Here is a 24,100-nt window from a genome sequence, read left to right on the forward strand (position 1 = left end):
TGGTCGATACGTACGGCTCGTGATCCCTCTTCACCGCTGCTTACAGGGCCTTCCCGTCGCGCGACGCCTGCCTTATCGTTACAGTTTCATGGAAGTTTCCGGTCGCTCGTGATTGAGTGAGCCGGAGCCGGCCAGAGGTCCGGTGCAGCTCAAGTGCCCGGCGAGCAGAAGGAGTTGGCGTGACAGGGCGGGTGACCATCGCGCAGGTGGCCGAGGAGGCCGGCGTCTCCGCGATGACCGTGTCCAACGTCATGAACGGCAAGCCGGGCGCTTCCGAGGAGACCCGTCGCCGCGTCCTGGAGGTCGCGGGCCGCCTCGGGTACCGGCCCAACGTGTCGGCCCGCAACCTCAAGGGTGGCCGCAGCGGACTCATCGGCCTTATCGCCCTCGACCTCACCAGCCAGTACGGACTGGAGATCCTGCGCGGAGTCGCCGACGAACTCGCCGACGCGGAACAGGAGTTGCTCGTCAACGCCTCGTACCATGACGCGGCCAGGGAGAAGGACCGGGTGGAGTTCCTGGGGCGCGGACTGGTCGACGGCGTCCTGATGATCGCGCCGGTCCTGGAGGACGAGACGGTCAAGCTGCTGCGCCGCCAGAACCTGCCGTGCGTCATCATCGACCCCCGGCGCCTGGAGGTGCCGCTCCCCCGCCTGAGCGTCGACAACTACCACGGCATGCGTCAGGGCACCCAGCACCTGATCGACCTGGGCCACACCCGGATCGCCTACATCCGCGGCGAGGAGGACCTCGAGAGCACCTCCGTGCGCTTCCAGGGCTTCGAGGACGCGATGCGGCTGGCCGGCCTGAAGGTGGACCCGCGCATGGTCGCGTCCTGCGACTTCTCGTACGCCAGTGGATTCCGTACGGCCACGCAGCTGATCTCCGAGCACCGGCCGACGGCGATCGTGGCCGGCGCGGACCTCATGGCGCTCGGCGCCGTCGACGCGGCGCGGGCGAGCGGTCTGGACGTGCCGAGCGAGTTCTCGGTCGTCGGCTTCGACGACCTCCCGCAGGCGGCGCAGAGCTTCCCCGGCCTGACCACCGTGCGCCAGCCGCTGCACGACATGGGGCAGAAGGCGGCCCGCGCACTGCTGTCGCTCATCGAGGGGCAGAAGCTGCTCATGGAGCACATGGAGGTGGGCACACAGCTGGTGATCCGCAACTCGACGGCTCCGCCGCGGAGGGGCGCGGAGGGGTGAGCCGCACATCCTGGCGCGGCGGGGGTGTCGAAAGGTGAGCCGCGCATCCTGCCGCAGCGAGGCGCCCAGGGGTGAGCCGCACATCCTGCCGTGCCGAAGTGCCGAGAGGTGAGCCGCGCATCGCTCACGGGCTCGAGCCGGCTCCGTCCAGCAGCGCCGCGACGCGCTCGGCCGTCTTCTGCGCCGCACGCTGCTTGACCAGTCCTTCTTTCGCGACAGCCCGTACGTGCACAGTGGTGGTCCACTCGCCCTTGCGCGTCGCGTCCATGGTCACCACGACCGGGTTCATGCTGAGGTATCCGCCCCCGGTGAGCACGCGGAACGTCACCCGGTCCGCGCCGGCCTCCAACGGCTCCGGGGCCGCGCCATCGGCAAGCTGAACGAGCACGGTACGGACATGCTCGACCGCGGGATCGAACGCCAGCGGCAGTTCGCGGTCGAACTCGGCGACATCGTTCTTGAGGAACCGCGAGGCGAACTTCCCGCCCTTGTTGATACGGCCGAGGGCCTCCGCCAGGAGCTCGTCCTCCGATTGCCGCATCCGGCACCCCCTGCACTCGCCTGCCCGGTCGGCACGGCTGCGCCAAGACTGCGCCCTCGCACCGGGGGTTTCAACAACCCTTGCCTCACCCTATCGTTTCTCGATAGATTTCCATCGTCATTCGATGGAAGGTGGAGGCATGGGAAAACTCGCCGTGCGGGCGCTGCGCGCCGTGCTCGTCGTGGTGCTCACCGGCACCGTGGGCGTACAGGTACTGATGGTGTGGGCGTTGGCCACCGACCCCGAGGACGGGTCCATGCCGCTGACGCTCATGCGCCTGATCACCATCCTGGGCATGGTCTCGGTCCAGGTCACCGGGGTCTGCGTCTGGCGCCTGGTGACGATGGTGCGCCGCGGGACGGTGTTCTCCCACGGCGCCTTCCGGTACGTGGACGGCATCATCGGTGCCATCACCTCCGCCTCCCTCCTGTGGTTCGCGGTCACCGCCGTCAACGCGCCGGGCCAGCGGGACGATCCGGGAGTCAGCGTCATCATGGCCGGCATCGGCCTCGCCATTCTGGGGGTCGCTCTCATCGTGCTCGTCCTGCGGACACTGCTCGCCCAAGCCGTGGCACGCGATGTCGAAGCGGCCCGGATGCAGGCCGAGTTGAACGAGGTGATCTGATGCCGATCACCGTCGACATCGACGTGATGCTGGCCAAGCGCAAGATGTCCGTGGGGGAACTCGCGGAACGGGTGGGGATCACGCCCGCCAACCTCGCGGTCCTCAAGAACGGCCGCGCCAAGGCGGTGCGCTTCACGACGCTCGCCGCGCTCTGCGAGGTGCTCCAGTGCCAGCCGGGGGATCTGCTGCGGTGGGAGACGGACGGCGAGAGCGTGACGTCAAGGACAGGTGCCGACACCGGAGCGTCGGACGCGTCCGCGTCCTGACGGCCGCGCTGAGCGGAGTCCGCGGCGGCCGTCCGAACCGCACTCCGTCACCCCTCGGCCAGCTCCTTGCTGTAGACCGTGGACGAGCGCCGGACCGTCATGCCGAGGCGCTCGTACAGCGACAGCGCGCCGGTGTCCGAGTGGGTCCACAGCGTGCAGCCCCGCTTGCCCTGCCGGTGGAAGGCCAGGAAGGACTCCCGCAGGAGCACGCGCGCTATGCCCCGGTTGCGCTGATCCTTCCGGACCGCGACCCGCTCGACGTACCCCTCGTCGTCGCCCGGGACGTCCAGGGACAGCACCGCGCCCACGAGTTGGTCACCGGCGAAGGCGAGCGGTGACGCCGCAGGGTCGAAGGTGGGCAGTTCGACCGTGTGCCGGGCCCACTCCGGGTAGCTCTTCCGCCGCTGCTGCCACTCGTCGAACGCGTCCTCGGTGAGCTGGTACACGCTCCGCTCGTCACCCGCCTCGAAGGCTCGGACCGTGACGCCGGCCGGAGGCTCGGGCACATCCGGTTCGCACGGCATCGCGAACTCGAGGAGCCACTCGGTGACGAGCGGGGTGTACCCGCCGGACCGCAGGAGTACGACCGCCGCCTGATCGCTGTCGGGGACGGTCTGGGCGAGGCGGTCACCGCCGAACCGGCGGGCCCGGTCCTCGGTCCAGGCGAGCAGGAGTCCGCCCAGGCCCCGGCCGGTGTGCGCGGGATGGACGTGGACCGTGGCGCGTCGGCCTCTCACCCGGGCCCAGCCGGCCAGTCCTCCGGCGGAGTCGTGCAGGAGGACCGACTCGGACGGCGCCTCCGCCGCCGGTGTGCCGAGGTCGGCGGCGACGCTGTCGACGCCCGTGGCGGCACGACCGTGCAGCGCGAGCTCGCACGCGGTGACCAGTCGATGAACCTCGGGAGCGTCTGAGGTTGTTGCCGGTCTGGAGTGGTACCCCACCGGCAGCAGCTGGGAAGAGAGACCGGACATGGGTGCACCCTGGATCATCCGTACGTCCCTGTCACCTGATTTACGGCTCCCGCATCGCATGGAAACGGTTGCCTCACCGCAGGGGACCGGCTCCCGAACCGCAGGGGACCCGCCGCCGACGCGCGGCGACCGGCAGGAGGCGGCCTCAGTCGCCCCGCAATTCGGACCATTCCGAGCGCCATCCCGAATTCACCCCGGCGCTACCGAAGGTAACAGTGGGGAATTCCGAACCCTTTGAACATCGGTCAGCCCAACTCCTTGTTCCTGGTGAGTAGCGTGTGCGAAGGTAAGCCTCGCTTAAGGCGGACCGGTCCTGACCAGCCAACATGGCCGCCTTCAGGTATGTACCAACCAGTCCCCGCTTTCCGACAGAGCGTCAATTCGCATGCCTTCTGCCGTTGGAAAGGAAATTGGCCCTGTGCAGTCCCTCCACCCCCCACGCCCGCCGTACCCGCCCCGCCCAGGGCTGATCCCCGGTGCGACGGACCGCGAACTCAGCTCCAGGCTGAGCGACCGCGGCCCCGGACGGCAGGCCGCGATCGCGGTCCTGCTCGCCCGGCACTGGCCGTCGGCCCGCGACTACGCCCTGCTGTGCCTGGCCTCCGCGACCCCCACCGCTCCCCTCGCGGCCACCAGCGCCTTTCACCAGTTGCTCGACCGACTGGAGGAGGGCGGCCCCGCCGGTGCGCTGCGTCCCCAACTGCTGGTCATGGTCCGCGAGACCATCCGGGCCTGGGCCGCGGACGACGACGTCTGCGCGGCCATGCCCGAACTGCACAAGCCCACCGGAGGCCGGGGACTGCACCTGGCGCAATCCGGGACGGCCGCCCACCGCAAGCTCGCCGAACGCGCCTTCGTGGCCCTGCCCGAAATCGCGCAATGCCTGTTGTGGCATACCGAGGTCGAGGCGGAGGCCATTGACATACCCGCCGGTCTGACGGGGGTCGACAAGACAACAGCCACCGCCTCTCTGGAACAGGCCCGCGAGCAATTCCGGACGGGAATCGTGCGCGCCCACAGGGAACTCGCGCCGTCCTCGGAATGCCGCTTCCACAACCGTCTGATCGATGTCGCGGTGGGCCGGGGAGTGGAACTCCCCCAGGACGTCAGGCACCATCTGACGCAATGCGCGTATTGCCGCGCGGCCGTAGAACAACTCAGTTGTTTCGACGGCGGGTTGGAGGTTCTGCTTGCCGAGGCGGTCCTCGGCTGGGGCGGCCGCCGCTATGCCGCCAGCAGACCCGGACGCAGCGGTCCCGCGGACTGGGCTGCCACGGGGACCGGCGCTGGTCCGGTACCGGGACGGCACCGGAGCGGAGGGGACGGCAGGCAGCGGGCGATGGTGGCCATCGGCGCGGGTCTCACCTCGCTCGCCCTGCTGGCGGGCATCCTCGCCGTGCGCGGTTGGTCCGACGACGGCCCTGGTCACCTCGCCGAACCTGCCTGGGGCGGGGCGACCACCTCAGCCCCGGACCACGGCACCCCGTCGGCTTCTTCGTCTCCGTCCACCGCTTCGGCCGTCGGCTCCGGGGCGGAGACCGACGGCCGCCTGCACAACGCCGCCACCGGGCTCTGCCTGGACGTCGAAGGCGCGCTCGATTCCGGCGCGCATCTCCGACTGGCGCAGTGCTCGTCCTCCCTGTCACAGGAGTGGTCGTACGAGTTCGACGGCTCGCTGCGCAGCGGCGCCGACCCCTCCCTGTGTCTGACGGCCGACGCGGCCGGCGGGACGGTGCGTCTGGCCTCCTGCGACGAGCAGGACGCGGCGACCGCGTACGTCCTGAGCGCCGGCGGGGAGATCCTGCTGGACGAGCACCAGGGCCTCGCCCTGGCCGCGGAGCCCGGCACGGCGCCGCCCCGCGTGGTGGTGACGGAACGCGACGGCTCGCAGGAACAGCGCTGGTCCTTCGATGACGAGGAGGAACCCAGCTCCCGCACGTGAGCGCCCGGGGAGCTGTGTGGGGAGGGGGGCGGATCCAGCGGTCCGCCCCGGGCGGCCCTAGTAGTACCCCTTCGCCCCGTCGAGCAGCTCCCGCACGATGTCCGCGTGGCCCGCGTGCCGGCCCGTCTCCTCGACGAGGTGGATGAGCATCCAGCGGAGGTTGGCCTTGGCGGACTGGTAGTCGGGGTGGCGGCCGACGTCGTCCAGGGATGCCTCGGCCACGATCTCGTTGCTCCGGGCGCACTGGGCCTCGTACTCCGAGAGCAGCTGCTTCAGCGAGATGCCGTCGGTGTGCCACTCCGCGTCCTCGGCCGTCTCGTCGAAGGAGGGGTTCTGCGTCTTGTCGCCGCCCAGGAACAGCACCTCCAGCCAGGTGTGCTCGACCCACCGCATATGGCTGATGAGCCCAGCCATCGTCATCGCCGGCGAGCTCGGGACGACGGAGCGGTGTGCGTCGGCCTCGCTCAGGCCCTCGCACTTCCATCTCAGGATCTGGCGTTGCAGGTCCAGCCAGCCGACGAGCGCGGTGCGTTCGTCGGCCTGGAAAGGGGGACGCTCAAGTGAAAATGACATGCCCGCACGTTAGGGCGCCCGGTCTCCGGACGCCGCCGAATTACGAAGCATGATCAACCGGGCAGACCCCGGGGACGCCGTCAGTCAGGACGTCCAGGCTGCCGCACACCACCTGCCTCACCCCTCGCGATGGGGTGTGTGTCAATCTGGACGTCGCCCAGCACGGTGTCGGCAGCGGTGCCTGCGGTCCCCGCGTCCAGCCCCGGTACGTACGCCACGCCCAGCCCGTCAGTCTCACCCTCGGATTCCGCACATGCTGAAACTCTGGTACCGCCGTCCCGCCGAAGGCTTCGCCCAGTCGCTGCCCCTGGGCAACGGCTCCCTCGGCGCCATGGTGCCGGGCCGCCCGGCCCACGAGCGCGTCGACCTCAACGCCGACACGCTGTGGTCCGGCGGCCCCGTCGCCCCCGCCGACCACGACCCCGCGCAGCACCTGAGCGCACTGCGCCGGGCGGTGCTCGACGACCACGACCACGTGCGCGCCGAGGAGCTCGCGACGCGCATGCAGGGACCCGACACCCAGGCCTACCAGCCCCTGGGCGCCCTGCTCCTGGATCTCGGTCACGGCGACGACGTCAACGAGTACCGCAGGGAGCTGGACCTGGCCGACGCCGTGTGCACGGTGGCCTACACCGCCGACGGGGTCCGACACACCCGCGAGCTGTTCGTCTCCGCGGTCGCCGGCGTCCTCGTGATCCGCCTCGGCTGCGACACACCGGGGGCACTGTCCTTCACCGCCCGTCTGGAGTCGGCCCACCCGGGCTCGGCGCCCGGCCCGGCGGTCTCCGGCCGGGCCCCCGCCCACATCGAGTTCGAGGGCACGGGACCCGACGCGGTCCGCTACACCCCCGACGCGGGAACCGGGTTCGCGGCCGCCCTACGTGTCGTCCCGGACGAGGGCACCGTCGTCGCCGATCCCCTGACCGGCGCCCTGCGACTGACCGGCGCCACCACCGCCACCGTCCTGGTCGCCGCCGCCACCGGCTTCCGCGGGTGGGACGTGCCGCCCGACGGCCCCGAATCCGGCCCCGAGGCCGAGGTCGCCCGGCTGCTCGATGCCGCCGCCGGGATTCCGTACCACCGCCTGCGGGCCGAGCACCTCGCGGACCACCGCGCCCTGCACGACCGGACCGTCCTCAGCCTGGGCCACGACCCGGCGCTGGAGGGGCTGCCCACCGACGAACGGCTCGCCGCCGTGCGCTCCGGCGCGGACGACCCGGGCCTGACCGCGCTCCAGTTCGCGTACGGCCGCTATCTGCTCATCGCCTCCTCCCGCCCCGGCACCCAGCCCGCGAACCTCCAGGGCATCTGGAACACCCAGGTCCAGCCGCCCTGGCAGTGCGACTGGACGACCAACATCAACCTCCAGATGAACTACTGGCACGCCGAGACCACCGGCCTCTCCGCCTGCCACGAGCCGCTGTTCGACCTGATCACCGACCTCGCGACCGCAGGTCGTCGCACCGCGCGGGACTACTACGGCTGCGGAGGCTGGACGGCCCACCACAACGTGGACGTCTGGCGTACCACCCACCCGGTGCAGGGCGAACCCCAGTGGGCCAACTGGCCCTTGGCCGGTGCCTGGTTGAGTGCCCATCTGTGGGAGCACTTCCGGTTCGGCGGTGACCGCGACTTCCTCGCCGAGCGGGCCTGGCCGGTGATGCGCGAGGCCGCCGTCTTCCTGCTGGACTACCTCGTCGAGGACGGCGACGGCCACCTGGTCACCTGCCCGTCCACCTCCCCCGAGCACCGCTTCCAGGTGCCGACGCCGGGCGGGACGGCGTTCGCCGCCACCACCGCCGCCGTCACCATGGACCTGTGGCTCGTCGAGGAACTGTTCTCCAACTGCCTGGCGGCGATGAAGGAGTTGGGCCTGAGCGACCCGATCGCCGACGCCCTCGACCAGGCCCGGCGACGGCTGCCCCCGCTGCCGTACTCCCCCGGGCAGCCGCTGGCCGAGTGGCGCCACGACGCGGTGCCCGAGGATCCGGGCCACCGCCACCTGTCCCACCTGTACGGGCTGTATCCCGGCGACCGGGTCGACGCGGAGCGCACTCCGGAACTGTTCGCCGCCACCCGGGCCGCCCTCGATCTCAGGCTGGCCCACGGTGGCGGCGGCACCGGCTGGAGCCTTGCCTGGGTGGTCACGCTCGCCGCGCGCCTGGGCGACAGCGCCCTGGCCCACGAGAGCCTGCGCCGACTGCTGGCCGAGTCCACGTCCGACAACCTCTTCGACCTGCACCCGCCGGAACTCTTCCAGATCGACGGCAACTTCGGCGCCACGGCGGGCGTGGCGGAGATGCTGCTCCAGAGCCACACCGGCGAACTGCGGCTGCTCCCCGCGCTGCCGGACGCCTGGCGGCAGGGCACCGTACGCGGACTGCGGGCCCGCGGCGGCGTCACCGTCGACCTCGACTGGCGGGACGGTGGCCTGGTGCACGCCGGTCTGCACCTCCCCCACCCGGGCCGCTACCGGCTTCTGCTGCCGACGCCGGGCCCGCACCCGGACGTCACGGACGACCAGCACGGGGACGTCGAGACCAGGTGGACCAACCCGGCGGCCGGGTTCACCCGCGGTGAGTTCACGGCGACACGGGCGGGCCTGCATCACGTGCGGTTCTGAACGTGCCGTCCTGAACGGAGCGTTCTGAACGGGGCGTTCCGAACGGGGCTTTCCGAACCTACGCTTCCGAACGGCCGCATTCGTCAACCCGCCAGACAAAATCCTGCGACGGCCATTGACGATTGCCCCCGGCTTCCTATCATCCGAAGTGCCCGAAACCCCGATACGCGTTCGGGATCTCGGACCGGCACCCACACGCTCGCAACCCTCGGCGCGCAGGCAAAACCATTGCCTACGCCGGGAGTTCGGCGTGCCTCCGTACCTGTCATGCACATGCTCATCCAAGGAGTGATGTGATGCAGAAAGCCAAGTTATGGCCCCTCGTGATCGCGACCCTTCTCGCCATGGTCGCGACCTCCGGCGCCACGGTCGCCCACGACACCGGCCCCGCGGCCGTCCGCACCGGCGCGGCGACCGCCGGCTGCGGCAAGGCCCCCGGTCTCGCGAGCGGCACCCACACCCTGACGGTCAACGGCAAGAGCCGGAGCTACATCCTCAGGGTCCCCGACACCTACGACCAAAACCATGCCTACCGGTTGGTGTTCGGCTTCCACTGGCTGGGCGGCAGCGCGACCGACGTGTCGACGGGCCGCACGGTCGAGAACGGCACCTGGGCCTACTACGGACTCCAACGCCTGGCGAACAACAGCACGATCTTCGTCGCACCCCAGGGACTCAACAACGGCTGGGCCAACTCCGGCGGCGAGGACGTGGCCCTCACCGACGCGATCATCAGCCGCCTCGACAACGCCCTGTGCGTCGACACCGCCCGCCGCTTCTCCGTCGGCTTCAGCTACGGCGCCGCCATGAGCTACGCGCTGGCCTGCGCACGGCCCACGGTCTTCCGGGCGGTCGCCGTCCAGTCGGGTGGTCAGCTCAGCGGGTGCGCCGGCGGCACCCAGCCCGTCGCCTACCTCGGTGTGCACGGCATCCGCGACTCGGTCCTCGGCATCTCGGGCGGGCGGACCCTGCGCGACCGGTTCGTCCGCAACAACGGCTGCGCGGCCCAGAACCCGCCCGAGCCGGCGCAGGGCAGTCGCACCCACCGCGTCACCGCGTACACCGGCTGCTCCGCCGGGCACCCCGTCGTCTGGGCCGCGTTCGACGAGGGCCACATCGCCGCGCCCCAGGACGGCGCGGCCGGCGACAGCGGATCCCGGACCTGGGTGCCGGGCGAGATCTGGAAGTTCTTCAGCCAGTTCTGAGCTCCGACCCGCGGCTCCGGCCGCGCACCACCCCCCACCCGCAAAGGAGTTCACCCATGGCCCTACGACCACGGTCCCGCACCGTCCGGCAGGCGCTGCTCGCCACCGGAGCCACCGCCGCGCTGAGCGTCGGCCTGCTCACCGGAACGGCACCGGCCGCCCCGGCCGCACCCGCCGCCGGCTCACTGCCGTGCGACCTGTACGCCGCCGGCGGCACCCCCTGCGTGGCGGCCCACAGCACCACGCGCGCGTTGTACTCCTCCTACAACGGCCCGCTGTACCAGGTGCGCCGCGCCCGGGACAACGCCACCCGTGACATCGGCGTCCTCAGCCAGGGCGGGGTCGCCAACGCCGCCGCCCAGGACTCGTTCTGTTCCGGCACGACCTGCCTGATCACCGTGATCTACGACCAGTCCGGGCGCAACAACCGCCTCACCCAGGCGCCCCCCGGCGGATTCTCGGGCCCGGCGGCCGGCGGCTACGACAACCTCGCCAACGCGACCGCAGCACCCATCACGGTCGCCGGTCACAAGGCCTACGGCGTCTTCGTCGCGCCCGGCACCGGTTACCGCAACAACAGCACCAACGGGGTCGCGAAGGGCGACCAGCCGGAGGGCATGTACGCCGTCCTGGACGGCAAGCACTACAACGGCGGCTGCTGCTTCGACTACGGCAACGCGGAGACCAACAGCCGGGACAACGGCAACGGCACCATGGAGGCCATCTACTTCGGCAACATCAAGGTCTGGGGCTACGGCAGCGGCAACGGTCCCTGGATCATGGCCGACCTGGAGAACGGCCTGTTCTCGGGGTACAACCAGCGCTACAACGCGGGTGACCCCTCGATCAGCCACCGCTACCTCACCGCCGTCGTCAAGGGCGGCCCCAACCGCTGGGCCATCCGCGGCGGCAACGCCCAGAGCGGCTCGTTGTCCACCTTCTACAACGGGGTCCGCCCGAACGTGCCGGGCTACAACCCGATGAAGAAGGAGGGCGCCATCATCCTCGGCATCGGCGGCGACAACAGCCACGGCGCCGCGGGCACGTTCTACGAGGGCGTCATGACCTCCGGCTACCCGTCGGACGCCACCGAGAACTCCGTGCAGGCCAACATCACCGCGGCCGGATACGGGCGGTAGGCAGCACCCGGGGGCCGTACAACACCCCTACGACCGCGGCCCGTTCGGGAACGAGCCGCGGTCCTGCACACGGTCAGCGGCGCCACGGCAGGTCGGCGGGCAGGGGCGGACGGTCGGGGCCGGTGAGTCCGGCGCGAATGATCTCGCAGACCTCGCCGAACACACGTGTCTGCTCGGGCGTGAGGCGGTCGAAGACCGTGGCACGCACGGTGGCGACATAACTGGGCGCGATGCGCTCCAGCGTCCGCATCCCCTCGCCGGTCAGTACCGTGAGCTGACTGCGTCCGTCGTCCGGGGAGTCCTCGCGTCGCACCCAGCCCAGCTCCTCCATCCGGCCGACCGCGTAGCTGAGCCGGGTGCGGGGGATCTTCAGCTGGGCGGCGAGATCCGTCATCCGCAGCCGCCGGTCGGGGGCCTCGGAGAGGACGCCCATCACGGAGTAGTACAGGTGGGAGACACCTTCCGTCTGCCGCAGCCGCTGATCGAGGGCGTCCTCCAGCAGATGGGTCACATCGCGGTAGGCACGCCAGGCGCGTTGTTCTTCGTCGGTGAGCCAGCGAGGTTCCATACCGTCGACCGTCACTGACCGCCCTGGCGGGTGCCGCGGCCCTGATGGTGCCCGCATCAAGGCCGGGCCGGGTAAGGCCACGGTGACAACCCTCTTGACGGCCGTGTTGTGACCGCTCACAATCCTCCCATGCATGTGACCGGTCACGGAAGCCCGGGCCCTCCTCGGCGCACCCCGGGCACCCCGCCCTCCAGGGCATCCCGGGTGCTGACGCCGAAGGACGATCTGAGCCGTACGGTCGCCACCGCCACCGCGGTCGGCGGTGGGATCGTCGTCATCGGGTTCGACCGGCTCAAAGCGGCGGCCCTCGCTCGCGTACCAGCCGACGGGCCCTGCGCCTCGGCCGTGGAAGCACCGCCGCCCGGCCCGGCACCCGAGGGACGAAGAACCGCCTGACCCCGTGCCGCCCCCACGCCCCGCTCCGATCCGGCCGTCCCCCATGTTCCGCAGCAAAACCGGGTTCCCCAGCACAGCCATGTTCCACAGCACAGCTCCGCCCGCCCTCGCGTGCCTAAGGACAGATCCATGAAGAGAGTCGCCTCCGCCCTCGCCGTCGCGTGCGCGCTCGGCCTGACCGCCACCGCATGCAGTGACAGCACCGCAGGCGGCACCGGCGCCGCCCCCACCGGGTCGGTCGACGCCACGGCCGATCTGAAGGGCGTCCACCTGACCATGTGGGTGGCGCAGAACAGCGTCGCCGAGCCGAAGCAGGTCATCGACGCCTTCCAGAAGGCGACCGGGGCCACCGTGACGACCCAGGTGATCCCGGACCCCTACGAGTCGAACGTCCCGACCAAGCTCGCCTCCGGCGACAAGCCCGACCTGATGTTCTGGCAGCCCACGGGCAGCACGCTGCCGTTCGTCCAGCCGGAGAAGAACCTGCTCCAGCTGGACAAGGAGGACTGGGTCGGCAAGCTCGGCAAGACCGAGCAGGGCCTCGGCCAGGTCGGCGGCCACCGCTACGCGGCGATCGTCACCAGCCCGGCGACCCTCGGCGTCTACTACAACAAGGACGTCTTCAAGAAGGCCGGCGTCACCAGGATGCCCACGAGCTACGACGAGCTCCTCGCCACCGCCAAGACCATCAAGGCCAAGGCGGGCGTCGCACCCTTCTTCGAGGTCGGCGGCGACAAGTGGCCTCTTCAGTGGCAGGTCCAGCTCCAGATGACCGACCTGCCGCAGAGCTTCTGGGACAGGCTCAACAAGAACCAGGCCAAGTGGACCGACCCGGTGATCGTGAACGCGATCAAGAAGTACAAGTCGCAGGTACTGGACGGGGGCCTCGCGCAGAAGAACTACAAGACCGCGACCTTCGTGGACCAGGGCAAGGCGCTCCTGGACGGCAGCGCCGCGATGGCCGTCAACGTCACCTCGTTGCAGAGCGAGATCCAGGCCACCTCCTCCACCGCGGAGATGGACCGGAAGCTGGGCTGGTTCCCCGTCTCCAACAGCTCCGACCAGGCGCTGTACTCCCCCGACCAGACCAACGGCGTGGTCGCCTTCAACACCGGTGACGCCAAACGGCAGAACGCCGCCCGGCAGTTCCTGTCCTTCTGGCTCGGCGAGGACTACCCGGCCTACATCAAGGCGAACAAGGTCGTCTCGGTGGAGCCGGCCGTGCCCAACCCGGACGGTCTGCCGCAGACCGCCCTCGCCCAGGCCAAGGCCCTGTCCTCCGCGACCGGCGTGTTCCAGGTCAAGGCCCTCACCGCGCCCGACATGCACCTCGCGCTGGCCGACATGATCTACGGCAAGAAGACGCCGGAGCAGGTCGCCCAGGCCGCCGAGGACCAGTTCACCCAGGTCCTCAAGGCGCGCGGCGTCGCCGGGTTCTGACCGCTCGTCCCGGGCCGCTCACAGGGACCGGCCCGGGCCCCTCACCGGAGGTGAGACGTGGCGGACACAGCCACCGTCGGCGTCACCGATGCCAACTCCCGCAAGCAGGCGCACGGTTCCACCCCGCACACCCCGCGTCGCCGGCCGCGGACCAGGTCCGACCAGCCGTGGTGGTTCGCCCTGCCCGCGCTCGCCGTCTTCGGCGTGTTCTTCCTGCTGCCGAACCTGCTGAACTTCGTCTACCCGTTCACCAACTGGTCGGCGTTCCACTCGGACATCAGGTTCGCGGGCCTGTCCAACATCCGCAGCATCCTCCAGGACGGCTCGATGCTGCGGGACATCCGCATCACCGTGGAGTACGCGGTCCTGGTCGCGCTCTTCCAGAACGGCTTTGGGCTCGCCCTGGCCCTGCTGCTGGAACGCGACACCCGGTTCAACCGGTTCTTCCGGGCGGTGTTCTTCCTCCCGGTGCTGATCTCGGCGCTCGCGGTCGGCTACATCTTCCGCGCCCTTCTCGCCCAGGACGGGGCGCTCAACAGCGTGCTGTCCTCGCTGGCGGGCCATCAGGTGGACACGCCCTGGCTGGGCTCCACCACCTGGACCCTGGTCGTGGTGACCCTCGTCCACGGCTGGAAGTGGATGGGCCTGGCCATGCTGATCTACCTGGCTGGGCTGAAGAGCATGCCGGGTGACGTGCTGGAGGCGGCCCGCATCGACGGCGCCGGCGGCTGGCGCACCTTCTGGTCGATCCGCTTCCCGCTGCTGGCACCGGCGGTCACGTTCAACGTGACGACCGCCCTGATCGGCTCGATGAACACCTTCGACATCGTGCAGGCCACCACCGCGGGCGGACCGGGCAGCGAGACCGAGGTCTTCAACATCTACATGTTCCGGGTCTTCGGACAGGGCCTGTACGCGCAGGCCTCGGCGATGAGCCTGGTGCTGTTCCTCATCGTCGTCGTCCTCGCCGTACCGGTCATCGTCGGTCTGCGCCGCAGGGAGAACAACCAGTGACCGCACTTCCCGTACCCGCTCCGGCGCGGCCCGGCCCGCTGCGCTGGGTGCGGCCCGCCGCCGTGCTGGTCATCGCGGCCGTCACCATCGGCATCCCGCTCTGGCTCGTCGCGGTGACCTCCGTGAAGCCGCAGGCGGAGGCGATCAAGCCGAACCTGTCGCTGCCGCACCACGTGCAGGCCGCCGAGAACTACCAACAGTCCTTCGACCAGGGCAAGATGATCCAGGGCTTCGTCAACAGCCTGCTGGTCGTCGTCCCCTCCGTGGTCCTGGTGCTGCTGCTGGGGGCGGGCGCCGCCTGGGTGTTCGCCCGCCGCAAGGGACGTCTGGTCGGCGCGCTGTACGCGCTGAGCATCAGCGGCCTGCTGCTGCCGCCCGCCGTGATCACCATCGTGATGGAGCTGCGGCAACTCGGCCTCGCGGGAACCCAGTGGGGAATGATCGCGGTCTACACCGGGATGTACCTGTCCACGTCGATCTTCTTCATGACGGGCTTCATCCGGAACCTCCCCGAGGAGTTGGAGGAGGCCGCCCGCATGGACGGGGCCGGTCCGGCGAGGGTCTTCTTCCAGGTCATCCTGCCGCTGCTGCGGCCGGTCGTCGCCACCGCGACGATCATGGTGATGCTCTTCGCCTGGAGCGACATCTTCTACGCCTTCTTCGTGCTCGGCGGCGGGGACAAGGCCACGCTGCCGCTCAATCTGTACCAGGTGGCCAACGCCCAGCTGTACCTCAACAACTGGCACCTCATCTTCGCCTACGTCGTGATGATGAGCCTGCCGATGGTGGCCGTCTTCGTCGTCGCCCAGCGACGCGTCGTCTCCGGCATCACCAGCGGGGCCGTCAAATAGCCCCGCCGCTCCCCCTCATCCGCCGTACACCCCACCCGCGTTTCCATCCACGATCCTCCCGCAACGACGCGGGAGGCGGAGGCCTCTCATGCGCAGAACCGAACGCAGTCCACGACCCGCGCGGCGCCTGGTCGCGGTGTCCGCCGTCGCCGCCGCCCTGGCCGGCATGGCGCTGACCGCCCCGGCCGCCGAGGCGGCGACGCCTCGACTCACCGTCGATCTGGGGCAGACGAGCGGCCCGGTGATGCACGGCGCGAACGGCACCCTCTACGGTCTCAGCGACGATGGCGTCCCTGGCGCCAACCTGCTCGACCCCCTGCACATGACGACCATCGTGCAGAAGGCCCCCGACGGCCTCCAGCACCCCAACGGGGACGCCCTGACGGTCAAGCCGGCCTACGACCGCAGCGGCGGCGGCGACGTGTACATCTACATGCAGGACTACTACGCCCAGTGGCCCTACGAGAACCTCGGCCTGGACGACTACCTGGCCAAGGTCGACACCATGGTCCGCAAGGTCGCCGCCCGTCCCGACGCCGACGACTTCGTGTGGGTGCCGTTCAACGAGCCCGACGGGAACTGGTACGGGGGCCTGGGCAGTTCCGACACCGCGACCTACACCAAGGCCCGCGACCGCTTCGAGAGCGACTGGGCGACCGTCTACAGGAAGATCCGGTCGATCATCCCCGGCGCCAGGATCGCCGGACCCAACGAGACGCACTACGACACGCGCCTCATGAACGACTTCTACCCCTGGGCCAAGGCCAACGAAGTGCTGCCGGACATCACCACCTGGCACGAGCTCGACCCCGGGTCGCTGTCCAGCTTCGAGAACACCCTCGCCGCCTACCGGACCCTGGAGAAGAACACCGGCATCCCCGAACTCCCGGTCAGCATCAACGAGTTCGCCAACCGGCGCGACCAGTCCGTGCCGGGCCAGATGGTGCAGTGGCTGTCCCTGTTCGAGCGGAACAAGGTCTACGCCGACCAGGCGTACTGGAACATCGCGGGCAACCTCAACGACAACGCGGTGCAGACCAACATCCCCAACGGCACCTGGTGGCTGCTGCGTTGGTACGCGGGCCTGACCGGACAGACCGTCCGGGTGACCCCGCCGCAGGCCAACACCACCGACACCCTCCAGGGCATCGGGTCCCTGGACACCGGTCGCAAGCAGGCCCAGGTCCTGCTGGGCGGCACCTCCGGGAACGTCGACACCGTGCTCCAGCACATACCGTCCTCCTTCGGCCGCAGGGTCAACGTGACCGTGGAGCGCGTCGGTTGGAGCGGTTACGAGGGCGCGGCCGCCGCGCCCGGCGTGGTCGCACGCACCAGCGCCACGGTCTCCCCGGGCGGCGCGGTGACGGTGCCGCTCACCGGACTCGACCCGATGGCCGCCTACCGCGTCACCGTCAACCCGGCCGGGAAGGGCACGCCCGCCGCGGCGAGTCTGCCCTGGTCGGCGTCGTACGAGGCGGAGAACGCGGCGATCACCGCGGGCACGGTGTACTCGCAGGGCTCGCGCTCCAACCCGTACGGCTTCGCCACCTCAGGCACCAAGGACGTCGGCAGCCTCAACCAGCCGACCAGCAAGGTCGCCTTCACGGTCGACGTCCCGAAGACGGGCACGTACGACCTGGACGTCTTCTACGGCAACCAGTCCGGCACGCCCTCCACACAGACCCTCACGGTGGACGGAGGCTCGCCGGTCACCCTCACCTACGGGTCCACGCTCAACTGGACGTACCGTTCGACCGTGCGGACCCCGGTCACCCTGACCGCGGGCACCCACACCCTGACCCTGGCCAAGGGCACCAGCGAGGTGACCCTCGACAAGATCGACCTCACCGCGTCGGTCACCCCGCAGGCCGTGTACCCGGCGACGTACGCCGACATCAGCGGCACACCGTCGTACGACTACCGCGACTCGGGCAGCAGTGGCGGCGGCGCGCTGGTGCTGGGCAAGGGCGACAAGGCCGTCTTCGACGTCGACGTCCCGGCGGACGGCTACTACTCGGTGCGCGCGGACTACACGTCGACCGGCAGCGCGACCCTGAGCCTGGACGGCGCCACCGCCGGCACGCTGCCTCCGGCGCAGGGGCAGGCGTCCGGCACCACACTGCGCCTGTACCTCACGGCCGGCAACAACCGCGTGACCGCGGCGGTCCCGGGAACCGGCAAACTCGGCATCAGCGACCTGAAGGTGACGGGCGCGCCCAGCATCGACGGTGTGACCGCCTACGAGGCGGAGGACGGCACCCTCGCCGGAGCCGCGGCCGTCGCCTCCAACGCCTGGACCTCGGGCGGCAAGTACGTCGGGAACATCGGCAACGGGCCCGGCAACACCCTGACCCTTCAGGTGAAGGCCGCGAAGGCCGGGCGGTACGTGATGAGCGTCCGCTACGCCAACAACCAGCTCGCCGGATCCGGGAACTACAACACCAACGTCGTCTCCCGGGCAGCCGACATCACGGTCGGGAACAGCACCCAGCGGGTCATGTTCCGCAACAGCTACAGCTGGTCCAACTTCTGGTACCTGCCGGTTCCGGTCACCCTTGAGGCCGGCACCAACACCGTCACGTTCGCCAACGCCTCCGCCTACGCACCGGACATCGACCGGGTCACGGTGGCACCGCTCAACGGCTGACACTGCGGGGCCGGGGCCCGTCACGGGTCCCGGCCCCGGTCAAGCGGTCCGTGCGTGGGGGGGCAGGTGCCGGAGGCGACCGCGGCGGTCTCCTCGTGCAGGACCTCGGCCACGGTGGTGCGGGCGAGTTCGGCCAGCAGCGCCTTGCGCGCCCGGCGGTCCAGCTCGATGAGGTTGCGGTACACCCGCTGGCCGACCCCGCAGTCGGGCTGCGGGACGTGCACGCCGAGGACCGGGTCCTCACCGTTGAGCGCGAGCCAGACCGTGCCGAGGTCGATCGCGGCGGCGTCCCGGTCGAGCATCCAGCCCCCGCGCGGTCCCGGGTGGGAACGGACCAGCCCGGCTTCGCGCAGCTGGCCGAGGATGCGGCGGGCGTGCGCGGCGTTGGTCGCGGGACTCCGGGCGAGGGACTGCGAGTCCCGCCACTGGCCGGGGGTGCCCGCCAGCAGGGTCAGCAGGTGGACCCCGACCGCGAACTGGGTGTTCGTGGGCTGTGCCATGACTTCATGGTAAGGCCTTTGCCGTAATTCGCTACTGCGGCTGTTACAGTTCGATTCGTAAGTGTCGCAGCAACGAATGCTTGGAGTCCCCCCATGGCGATCATCACCGTCTTCGGTGCCACCGGTTACGCCGGCGGGCACATCACCGACGAGGCCCTGCGTCGCGGCCACGAGGTCATCGCGGTCAACCGCACCGGCTCCGCCGAGGCCCGCGCCGGTGTCACCCCCCTCGCGGGTTCCGTCGACGACGAGTCCCTGGTGCGCGAGCTGGCCGCCAAGTCCGATGTGCTGGTGATCGCGGTCCACGGCAGCGCGGACGGCGAGCCCTTCCTGCTGCCGCTCGTCCCCTCGCTGCTCAAGGCGGCCGCCGAGGGCGGTGCCCGGATCGGCGTGGTCGGCGGCGCGGGCAGCCTGCACGTGGCCGAGGGCGGGCCGCGCCTGGTCGACACCCCTGACTTCCCGGACGCCTACAAGCCCGAGGCGTCCACCCACGCCGACGTACTGGAGGCGCTGCGGGCCGCCGACATCGACGTGGACTGGTTCTACGTCAGCCCCGCCGCCGAGTTCGGCGCCTGGGCCCCCGGCGAGCGCACCGGCTCGTTCCGCCTCGGCGGTGACGTGCTGGTCGCGGACGCCGACGGCAAGTCGTCCATATCCGGCGCCGACTACGCCATCGCCTTCGTCGACGAGATCGACACGCCGGCCCACCGCAAGGCGCGGTTCACCGTCGCGTACTGAGCCCTGCCCGGCCCTGCCCTCTGGACCGTTCGTCCGCGAAGTCCCCCTACGGCACTCCCAGTTCGAAGAGGGCGTAGCCCGCGTACGACCCGGAGGCCAGGGCCGCCGTGGCAAGCAGCGCGAACCGGTGGACCGGGCCGAGGCGGCGCAGCGCAAGAGCCGGCGGGATGAACAGGGGGAACAGCGGGAGCAGATAGCGCGAGACGTTCCCGAAGATCTGCTGGCTGCCCAGGACGAGCACGAGGGTCAGGACGGTGTGGACCGTCAGGACCACCGGAGGACGGTTCCGGAACAGCAGCGGGAGCAGGGCGAACGCGAGCAGGACGACCCCGACGCCGATCATGTCCGCGAAGGGCCAGGGAAAGAGGTAGTCGGAGCGGCCCACCGGGACCGAGGTCAGGACGTCCAGGGTCTGCCGGCCAAAGTCCCATTCATGCGCCCAGGCGCCGGACTGGAGCCGGAAGTAACCTCCGTAGTCGCCCATCCGGTGGCCGACCCAGCCGAGGTAGGCGAGCAGGCCGAGCGGGGCGAGGAGCATCGCGGCGAGCGGGCCCCGGATGCCGTCCTCGCGGCGGTGCAGTGCGAGCAGGGCCGCGAGGGCGACCGCCGCGATCAGTGCCGCGGCGGTGGGTCTGTTGAGCCCGGCCGCGCAGGTCAGCAGCCCGGCGGTGAGCCATCGGCGGCTCATGACGGCATGACAGGCCCAGACGGCCAGGGCGACGTAGAGGGAGTCGGAGTAGACCGCCCACTCCACTCCGGAACCGGGCCAGACGGCCCAGAGACCGGCCGCGGCCAGCCCGGCCCCCCGGCCGCCGAAGCGCTCGGTCACGGCGTAGATCCCGAGGGCGGCGACGAAGGACGCGACGATCGAGACCAGCAGGCCGGCGCCGTACGAGCCGAGACCGGTGAGTGCGGAGACGGTCCGCATGAGGGCCGGGTAGAGCGGGAAGAACGCCGCCGAGTTCCCTTCGAGGGTGATCATGCCCGTGGCTCCGGGGACCGGGACGAGCGCAGGGTGGTAGCCGTGCTCGGCGATCTGCTGGTACCACCAGCCGTCCCAGGTGGCCAGGACGTCCCAGGGACGGGCGCCTCCGCCGAAGCGCGGGTTCTTCCTCTGGTAGTCGCCGGTGGAGTGCAGCAGGTACATGAAGGCGCCGAAGCCAATGAGCTTCAACGTGCCGTACATGAGCAGGACGGGTCCGTGGTGCTCGGCCGCACGGCGCAGCCGGTGCAAGGGGTCTGAGGTGCGGGGCCGGTCGGGCGCGGTCGGCGGCGAGAGTCTCGCGTTCCAAGGGCGCGGGCGGGTGACGGTGGTGTGGTTCATCCGCGGAAGACCCATGTCCGGAACAGCAGGAACCGCAGCAGGGTCGCGCCCAGGTTGGCGGCGAGGAGGACGACGAGTTCGGTGCGGTGCGTGGCCGTGGGCGCCGCGTGGTGCAGCACGGCGAGGGATCCGGCGGTCAGGGCCAGCCCGATCAGGAAGACCACCAGGCCCCGGCCCTGGTGTCGTACGGCGTGGCCGCGGCCCGAGAGTCCGAAGGTGAAACGCCGGTTGGCGGCCGTGTTGGCGACGGCACACAGCAGCAGCGCGAGGGCGTTCGCCGACTGGGGCCCGGTGAGGGGGCGCAACGCTGTGTAGAGCAGCAGGTTCGCGAGGGTGCTGACCGCTCCCACGGCGGCGAAGCGCACGAGTTGGCGCGCCGGGCCGTGGGTCGCCTCGGTCGTGGCCCGCCCCAGGACGGCCGCCGGCCGGAAGGCGCCGCGCCGCAGCGCTCCGCCGATCCTGACGATGCCGCGCAGATCGGCCAGCGCGGTGGCGAGGAGGTCGACCCGGCTGTCGGGGTCGTCGACCCAGTCGACCGGCACCTCGTGGATGCGCAGCCCGGCCCGCTCGGCGATGACCAGCAGCTCGGTGTCGAAGAACCACCCGGAGTCCTGCACCAGCGGCAGCAGCCGTTCGGCCACGTCACGGCGTACCGCCTTGAATCCGCACTGGGCGTCGGAGAAGCCCACGGAGAGGGTGGAGCGCAGGAGGGCGTTGTAGCAGCGGGAGGTGATCTCCCTCTTGGGGCCGCGCACCACCCGGGAGCCCGGCGCCAGGCGGGTGCCGATGGCGATGTCGGAGTGCCCCGAGATCAGCGGGGCGACCAGCGGCAGCAGCGCCGTCAGGTCGGTGGACAGATCCACGTCCATGTACGCGAGGACGGGTGCCGTCGACAGCGACCAGGCGTGGCTCAGGGCCCGGCCGCGGCCCTTGTCGGCCAGTCTCAGCCATGCGACTTCGGGAAACTCCTCCGCCAGCCGGGCCGCGGTCTGCGGGGTGCGGTCGGTGCTGGCGTTGTCGGCGACCGTGATGCGGAAGGCGTAGGGGAACGTCTCGCTGAGATGCGCGTGGAGCCTTCGCACGCTCGGTTCCAGGTCCGTCTCCTCGTTGAACACCGGGACGACCACGTCCAGGACCGGCTCCGGATGGTGTGTCGGCACCGGTGTGCGGTACGGGAGACGGCTCTGTTCCCGCACGGGAAGTGGCCCGGCTTTTCTCATGGTTGATCCTCTTTTGCGCGCTTGGTCAGGGCATGCTGAAGGCACTCGGGGCGGAACGGGGTGAACCAGGGGGTTACGGCGTGACGAGCGAGGTCGAGATCGACGGGGAGTCGCTCTGCCAGGTCGCCGTCCCCGTGGGCGGGGGCGAGGTGGAGCCCGCGGAGGGCGGGGGCGAGGTCGAGGAGGACGTCGTCCCGGTCGCGGCTCCGGTCGTGACCGGCGCCGTGGGCGGTGTCGTGGTCACCGTGTCGCCGCCGGTGTGCGTGGGAGCGCCGGTCGTGGCGGTCGGCGCGGAGGGGCCGCTCGGCGTGGTGTCGGGGGTGCCGGGCGGTGAGGACGTCCACGGTGTGGAGGTGACGGTGGGGAGCGGGTCGTGATCCGCGGGTTCCACCCGGGAGGGCCCCTGGGGCAGCAGGAACAGCCCGAGGCAGAGCCCGGCGACGGCCAGGACGGAGCCCGCGGCCCTGCGTGCGGCCCTCATCCGGCGGCGGTGGCGCACCCCGGCCCGCAGTCGTTCCCCGTGCCTCGCCTCGAAGGGCGTGGGCTCCTCACCGTCGCGCATCATCCGCGCCAGTTCGCGCTCGAAGTGATCCATGGGGCCCTCCTTCACTGGACCGGCTCGATGACGTCGGCCAGGAGCCGGCGCAGTCGCGCGACTCCCCGGGCGGCGTGGGACCGAGCCGTCCCCACCGGGCATCCGAGCACTTCCGCGACCTGGCCCTCGGGGAGGTCCTGGTAGTAGCGCAACACCACGGCCACGCGTTGCTTCGGCGGCAGCTGGGCCAGCGCCGCCTCCAGCCGGGACCGCTCCGCGACGTCCGCGGAGACATCCGTGGCCATCGCCGTGTCGGGCAGCTGGTCGACGGGGCGCTCACCCCACCAGCGCCGCTGGCCCGAGCGGGCGGCCGCACGCACCATCACCTTGCGCACGTAGGGTTCCGGAGCCTCGTCGGCGACCTTGGGCCAGACGAACCACAGCTTGACCAGGGATTCCTGGACGAGGTCCTCGGCCCGGTGGCGGTCGCCGCCGACGAGCAGCCGGGCGAGGTGGATCAGCGTCGACCAGCGGGCCGCGACGAACGCGTCGAACTCACGGGCCCGAGCCTGCTCCATCCGCACTGTCCCTGCTTTCCCCTGGTTGCCTACACCTTGAGAAAGACACCGGGCCCCGGTGCACGCTGCACTCAGGGCCCGTGATCTGGATCACTCCGGCGCCGGAGCCAGGAGGGAGGCGGGATGTCGGCGCCCGCCCGGGCAGCACTGTGGCGCCTCCGACACACAGGTCGAAGGCGCCACAGTGCCGTCCGGGTGGGATCAGCCGAACAACCGGCGCTGGATCTCCCGCCGGTAGTCCTCCAGCGTCCGGTCGAGGTGTACGGCCGTGGCCTGCGCGGCCTCGTCGGGGTGGCCGTCGCGGATGGCGCGGTAGATCGCCTCGTGCTCCTCGACCGCGGAAGCGGTGCCCTCGTTGAAGCTGTTGTGGATGCCGATCGCGCTGGACTGGCGCTGGAGGCGGCGGGCGTCGCGCACCGCGCTGCCGAGGAAGGTGTTGTGCGAGGCCGCCGCCACCGCCGCGTGGAACTCGTCGTCCCCCTGGTTGAAGACGTCGACCTCGCCGTGGACGTACCCGTGCCGGCACTGCTGCATGGCGACCTCGATGGTGCGCAGTTCGGCGGGGGTGGCACGGGTCGCCGCGAGCCGGGCGGCGGCCATCTCCTGAACCCGGCGGAACTCGAACAGCATGAGCACGTGGTCCAGGTCCACGGGCCGGAAGAAGCCGCCCCAGCGACTGGTGATCAGCATGCCGTCGTCGTCCGCGACGAACAGACCGCGCCCCTTGTGCGCCCGCACCCGGCCGAGCGCCGAGAGGATCTTGACTGCCTCCCGGACCACCGCCCGGCTGGTGTCGAGCTGTTGGGCCAGGTCGTTCTCCGTGGGCATGCGGTCACCGGGGACCAGGCGGGACTCGGCGATGAACTCGAGGATCCGCTCCGCCACGATCTCGTAGCCGGGCCGGTAGTCGGTCCGCTCGTCCGATCCGTTCACCAATGCCGCCACCGCGGGCGTGTCCTTCATGTGTCCTGCCTCCGGGTGACTGCGACAACGGTGACCGATCGGCCCTGAAGCCGCGCTCATCGTACCCCAGACTTCGATAAGTCGTACTCATTGATTTCAGGCTCGATCATGAATCCGTCAGCACTTTGCCGCTTTCATGCCGTTTTACCTGGTTCTATGGGTCGACTTGGTTACCTTGGCATGACCGCTGAAGCGCGAAAAAAGACGTACACACCCCTTGACGTCACATCGGATATGGC

23 protein-coding genes and 1 pseudogene are annotated in these 24,100 nt (G+C 70.5%); 14 read left to right on the forward strand and 10 right to left on the reverse strand.

The window, feature by feature from the left end; translation table 11 throughout:
- Nucleotides 1–179 precede the first annotated feature (179 nt).
- Nucleotides 180–1,202, forward strand: coding sequence for a LacI family DNA-binding transcriptional regulator (locus AQJ54_RS34810; protein WP_063803015.1), 1,023 nt, complete (start codon nt 180–182; stop codon nt 1,200–1,202).
- Nucleotides 1,203–1,326: 124 nt separating this feature from the next.
- On the opposite strand, the gene AQJ54_RS34815 is transcribed toward AQJ54_RS34810, so the two are convergent.
- Entirely contained in the window at nt 1,327–1,743 is a 417-nt protein-coding gene (locus AQJ54_RS34815) for a hypothetical protein (protein WP_062244284.1), read from the reverse strand.
- Nucleotides 1,744–1,882: 139 nt separating this feature from the next.
- Between AQJ54_RS34815 and AQJ54_RS34820 the strand changes: the two genes are divergently transcribed.
- Together AQJ54_RS34820 and AQJ54_RS34825 are read left to right on the forward strand one after the other, a co-directional pair.
- A complete protein-coding gene (locus tag AQJ54_RS34820; RefSeq protein WP_062244288.1) occupies nt 1,883–2,368 on the forward strand; it encodes a DUF2975 domain-containing protein in 486 nt (161 codons plus the stop codon).
- On the forward strand, nt 2,368–2,634 hold the full coding sequence (locus tag AQJ54_RS34825) for a helix-turn-helix domain-containing protein (RefSeq protein ID WP_062030921.1): 267 nt from the start codon (nt 2,368–2,370) through the stop codon (nt 2,632–2,634). The genes AQJ54_RS34820 and AQJ54_RS34825 overlap by 1 nt, the downstream gene beginning before the upstream one ends.
- A gap of 47 nt (nt 2,635–2,681) precedes the next feature.
- On the opposite strand, the gene AQJ54_RS34830 is transcribed toward AQJ54_RS34825, so the two are convergent.
- Nucleotides 2,682–3,605, reverse strand: a complete 924-nt coding sequence (locus tag AQJ54_RS34830) for a GNAT family N-acetyltransferase (protein ID WP_062244434.1) — start codon at nt 3,603–3,605, stop codon at nt 2,682–2,684.
- Nucleotides 3,606–4,023: 418 nt separating this feature from the next.
- Here AQJ54_RS34830 and AQJ54_RS34835 point away from each other — a divergent pair, with 418 nt between their 5' ends.
- Nucleotides 4,024–5,547 (forward strand): RICIN domain-containing protein, encoded by a 1,524-nt coding sequence (locus AQJ54_RS34835; protein ID WP_062244290.1) that lies wholly within the window; start codon nt 4,024–4,026, stop codon nt 5,545–5,547.
- A gap of 57 nt (nt 5,548–5,604) precedes the next feature.
- Here the strand turns inward: AQJ54_RS34835 and AQJ54_RS34840 are convergent, their stop codons facing one another.
- Nucleotides 5,605–6,120, reverse strand: coding sequence for a DinB family protein (locus AQJ54_RS34840; RefSeq protein WP_062244293.1), 516 nt, complete (start codon nt 6,118–6,120; stop codon nt 5,605–5,607).
- 98 nt (nt 6,121–6,218) lie between these two features.
- On the opposite strand from AQJ54_RS34840, the gene AQJ54_RS47855 reads away from it, so the two are divergent.
- From AQJ54_RS47855 to AQJ54_RS34855, 4 genes and pseudogenes are all read left to right on the forward strand, one after another.
- A complete protein-coding gene (locus AQJ54_RS47855) occupies nt 6,219–6,380 on the forward strand; it encodes a beta-galactosidase small subunit-related protein (protein WP_079070150.1) in 162 nt (53 codons plus the stop codon).
- Entirely contained in the window at nt 6,374–8,743 is a 2,370-nt protein-coding gene (locus tag AQJ54_RS34845; RefSeq protein WP_062244296.1) for a glycoside hydrolase family 95 protein, read from the forward strand. Before AQJ54_RS47855 ends, AQJ54_RS34845 begins: the two co-directional genes overlap by 7 nt.
- 296 nt (nt 8,744–9,039) lie before the next feature.
- Nucleotides 9,040–9,948: a CE1 family esterase gene (locus AQJ54_RS34850; protein WP_107121198.1), complete on the forward strand. Its 909-nt coding sequence runs from the start codon at nt 9,040–9,042 to the stop codon at nt 9,946–9,948.
- Nucleotides 9,949–10,004: 56 nt separating this feature from the next.
- Nucleotides 10,005–11,078 (forward strand): annotated as a pseudogene (locus AQJ54_RS34855) (arabinofuranosidase catalytic domain-containing protein); the annotation flags it as partial.
- Nucleotides 11,079–11,160: 82 nt separating this feature from the next.
- Here the strand turns inward: AQJ54_RS34855 and AQJ54_RS34860 are convergent.
- Nucleotides 11,161–11,655: a MarR family winged helix-turn-helix transcriptional regulator gene (locus AQJ54_RS34860; protein ID WP_062244298.1), complete on the reverse strand. Its 495-nt coding sequence runs from the start codon at nt 11,653–11,655 to the stop codon at nt 11,161–11,163.
- 129 nt (nt 11,656–11,784) lie between these two features.
- Between AQJ54_RS34860 and AQJ54_RS45835 the strand changes: the two genes are divergently transcribed.
- From AQJ54_RS45835 to AQJ54_RS34880, 5 genes are all read left to right on the forward strand, one after another.
- Nucleotides 11,785–12,051 (forward strand): hypothetical protein, encoded by a 267-nt coding sequence (locus tag AQJ54_RS45835; protein ID WP_159055595.1) that lies wholly within the window; start codon nt 11,785–11,787, stop codon nt 12,049–12,051.
- A 129-nt stretch (nt 12,052–12,180) separates the two neighbouring features.
- The gene (locus tag AQJ54_RS34865) at nt 12,181–13,491 is read left to right on the forward strand and encodes an ABC transporter substrate-binding protein (RefSeq protein ID WP_062030912.1); all 1,311 of its coding nucleotides are present in this window, start codon (nt 12,181–12,183) and stop codon (nt 13,489–13,491) included.
- A 57-nt stretch (nt 13,492–13,548) separates the two neighbouring features.
- Nucleotides 13,549–14,505 (forward strand): carbohydrate ABC transporter permease, encoded by a 957-nt coding sequence (locus AQJ54_RS34870; protein WP_062030910.1) that lies wholly within the window; start codon nt 13,549–13,551, stop codon nt 14,503–14,505.
- The gene (locus AQJ54_RS34875; RefSeq protein ID WP_062244301.1) at nt 14,502–15,356 is read left to right on the forward strand and encodes a carbohydrate ABC transporter permease; all 855 of its coding nucleotides are present in this window, start codon (nt 14,502–14,504) and stop codon (nt 15,354–15,356) included. Before AQJ54_RS34870 ends, AQJ54_RS34875 begins: the two co-directional genes overlap by 4 nt.
- Before the next feature lie 88 nt (nt 15,357–15,444).
- Nucleotides 15,445–18,003, forward strand: coding sequence for a CBM35 domain-containing protein (locus AQJ54_RS34880; RefSeq protein WP_211278616.1), 2,559 nt, complete (start codon nt 15,445–15,447; stop codon nt 18,001–18,003).
- 20 nt (nt 18,004–18,023) lie between these two features.
- Here the strand turns inward: AQJ54_RS34880 and AQJ54_RS34885 are convergent, their stop codons facing one another.
- Nucleotides 18,024–18,503 carry an Rrf2 family transcriptional regulator gene (locus tag AQJ54_RS34885; protein ID WP_062244305.1) on the reverse strand — a complete coding sequence of 160 codons (480 nt, stop codon included), beginning with the start codon at nt 18,501–18,503 and terminating at the stop codon, nt 18,024–18,026.
- A gap of 93 nt (nt 18,504–18,596) precedes the next feature.
- Between AQJ54_RS34885 and AQJ54_RS34890 the strand changes: the two genes are divergently transcribed.
- Nucleotides 18,597–19,241: an NAD(P)-dependent oxidoreductase gene (locus AQJ54_RS34890; RefSeq protein WP_062244307.1), complete on the forward strand. Its 645-nt coding sequence runs from the start codon at nt 18,597–18,599 to the stop codon at nt 19,239–19,241.
- Nucleotides 19,242–19,287: 46 nt separating this feature from the next.
- On the opposite strand, the gene AQJ54_RS34895 is transcribed toward AQJ54_RS34890, so the two are convergent.
- The 5 genes from AQJ54_RS34895 to AQJ54_RS34915 all read right to left on the reverse strand — a co-directional run bounded on the left by AQJ54_RS34895 (nt 19,288) and on the right by AQJ54_RS34915 (nt 23,861).
- On the reverse strand, nt 19,288–20,565 hold the full coding sequence (locus tag AQJ54_RS34895; protein ID WP_428843813.1) for a hypothetical protein: 1,278 nt from the start codon (nt 20,563–20,565) through the stop codon (nt 19,288–19,290).
- Entirely contained in the window at nt 20,562–21,785 is a 1,224-nt protein-coding gene (locus AQJ54_RS34900; protein ID WP_248845496.1) for a bifunctional glycosyltransferase family 2/GtrA family protein, read from the reverse strand. Before AQJ54_RS34900 ends, AQJ54_RS34895 begins: the two co-directional genes overlap by 4 nt.
- 73 nt (nt 21,786–21,858) lie before the next feature.
- Nucleotides 21,859–22,380 (reverse strand): hypothetical protein, encoded by a 522-nt coding sequence (locus AQJ54_RS34905; protein ID WP_062244310.1) that lies wholly within the window; start codon nt 22,378–22,380, stop codon nt 21,859–21,861.
- Nucleotides 22,381–22,391: 11 nt separating this feature from the next.
- Complete coding sequence (locus AQJ54_RS34910; protein WP_062030900.1) at nt 22,392–22,898, reverse strand: SigE family RNA polymerase sigma factor; 507 nt, start codon at nt 22,896–22,898, stop codon at nt 22,392–22,394.
- Nucleotides 22,899–23,099: 201 nt separating this feature from the next.
- Entirely contained in the window at nt 23,100–23,861 is a 762-nt protein-coding gene (locus tag AQJ54_RS34915) for a FadR/GntR family transcriptional regulator (RefSeq protein WP_062030898.1), read from the reverse strand.
- Between the last annotated feature and the right edge of the window lie 239 nt (nt 23,862–24,100).

It is taken from the genome of Streptomyces griseorubiginosus, assembly GCF_001514195.1.
In the GTDB taxonomy this organism is placed as follows: domain Bacteria; phylum Actinomycetota; class Actinomycetes; order Streptomycetales; family Streptomycetaceae; genus Streptomyces; species Streptomyces griseorubiginosus.